Below are 1,206 nucleotides of genomic sequence, written 5' to 3'. Positions count from 1 at the left end.
AGCGCTATGTGATCAGCTTTTTCATTCCCTGTTGCCTGTTGCCTGTTGCCTGTTGCCTGTTCCCTGTTCCCTGTTGCCTGTGTTAAACAACCAGGGCATCTGGTAAACTCTCCTTCTTAACCGCAGGATTAGCGGCAGAATACTCTCCAAAGCGCCAGCGTATAGGGCTAGCATTAGTTGTCTCTAAGACCTGGTCAATATGAAACTCCACTAACCGTTGCGCTCCTGGAACGGTAGTGAATCGTGACTGATCCCAAATCACCTCGGCTGTTCCTGTTAGTTGTAAGGTATTGCCTCGCTCAAAATCGATGAACAGCAGACCAGCATGGGGATTCACTGTCAGGTTACCTAGGGTTTGAAACATATTATTGCCAGCATAATTGGGAAACACTAGCTGATGATCACTGATCACCTGGATAAATCCCGGATATCCACCCCGATGAGAGGCATCTGCCCCAGTTTCTGGATTGAAACTGGCAATGAAAAAGGTATCAGATTGGGTAATCCAGTCTTGCTCGGTTGTGGTCAAAGCCTCAAAGCTGCGAATTTCATTTGGCTGCGTTGACTCAGGGGTATCAGTCTCTAGATGACGCAGCTGGATGTATTTGGGACAGTTGAAAAATACCTCAGTGGTCTGCATCATAATCTGCCCTTGGCCTTCTACTCTAGCCAAGCCATTCATCCGCAATCGTTTACGGCTAGTCAGGTCAATCACCAGAAGTCCCAGTACTCCATTTTTCACCAAGTTTTCGTACAACGGATCCCCATCGATCGGGATACAGTTAATCTCAACAGTTTGATGATCTAAAACTTGGACAAAACCAGGTTGACCAGTCAGCAGTGATGCCCAAACCAAGCCATTGGTATCCACACTACTAGCGATCGCTAATTGTTGGGTTGTCAGGAGCATCTGAGCAGCCGGTTTGATAACGGGAGTAATCATTGAGCTGAGTTTCTCAGCTTCTTCCCTTACCCCAGACCGAGTTTGAACAGCAATCTCTCCAGTGTGAAAGCTCATAATCTACTCCTTTGGGGATAGTCAGACAGAAAACAGCAGTTTTCTTGTACACAGAATTTCTGATTAGAGTCGATGCCTGGTATTACCCAGGGCACCTCTCCTTCAAATCCGGACGTGAAAGTTTCCCCTCATCCGGCTCCTGGATATCCTAGTCTTTCGACTTGCCCCCGTGGATGTTTTGGTGACAA

1 protein-coding gene is annotated in these 1,206 nt (G+C 47.3%); it reads right to left on the bottom strand.

The features are described 5' to 3' along the window. Positions 1 to 82: 82 nt before the first annotated feature. Positions 83 to 1,018, bottom strand: coding sequence for a pyridoxamine 5'-phosphate oxidase family protein (locus F6K20_RS39195; protein WP_008180486.1), 936 nt, complete (start codon positions 1,016 to 1,018; stop codon positions 83 to 85). Positions 1,019 to 1,206: the final 188 nt, after the last annotated feature.

Source organism: Moorena sp. SIO2C4, from assembly GCF_010672485.1.
Lineage (GTDB): Bacteria > Cyanobacteriota > Cyanobacteriia > Cyanobacteriales > Coleofasciculaceae > Moorena > Moorena producens.
Note: the sequence above shows the minus strand (reverse complement) of the source record. Positions and strands in the feature narration are given on the sequence as shown.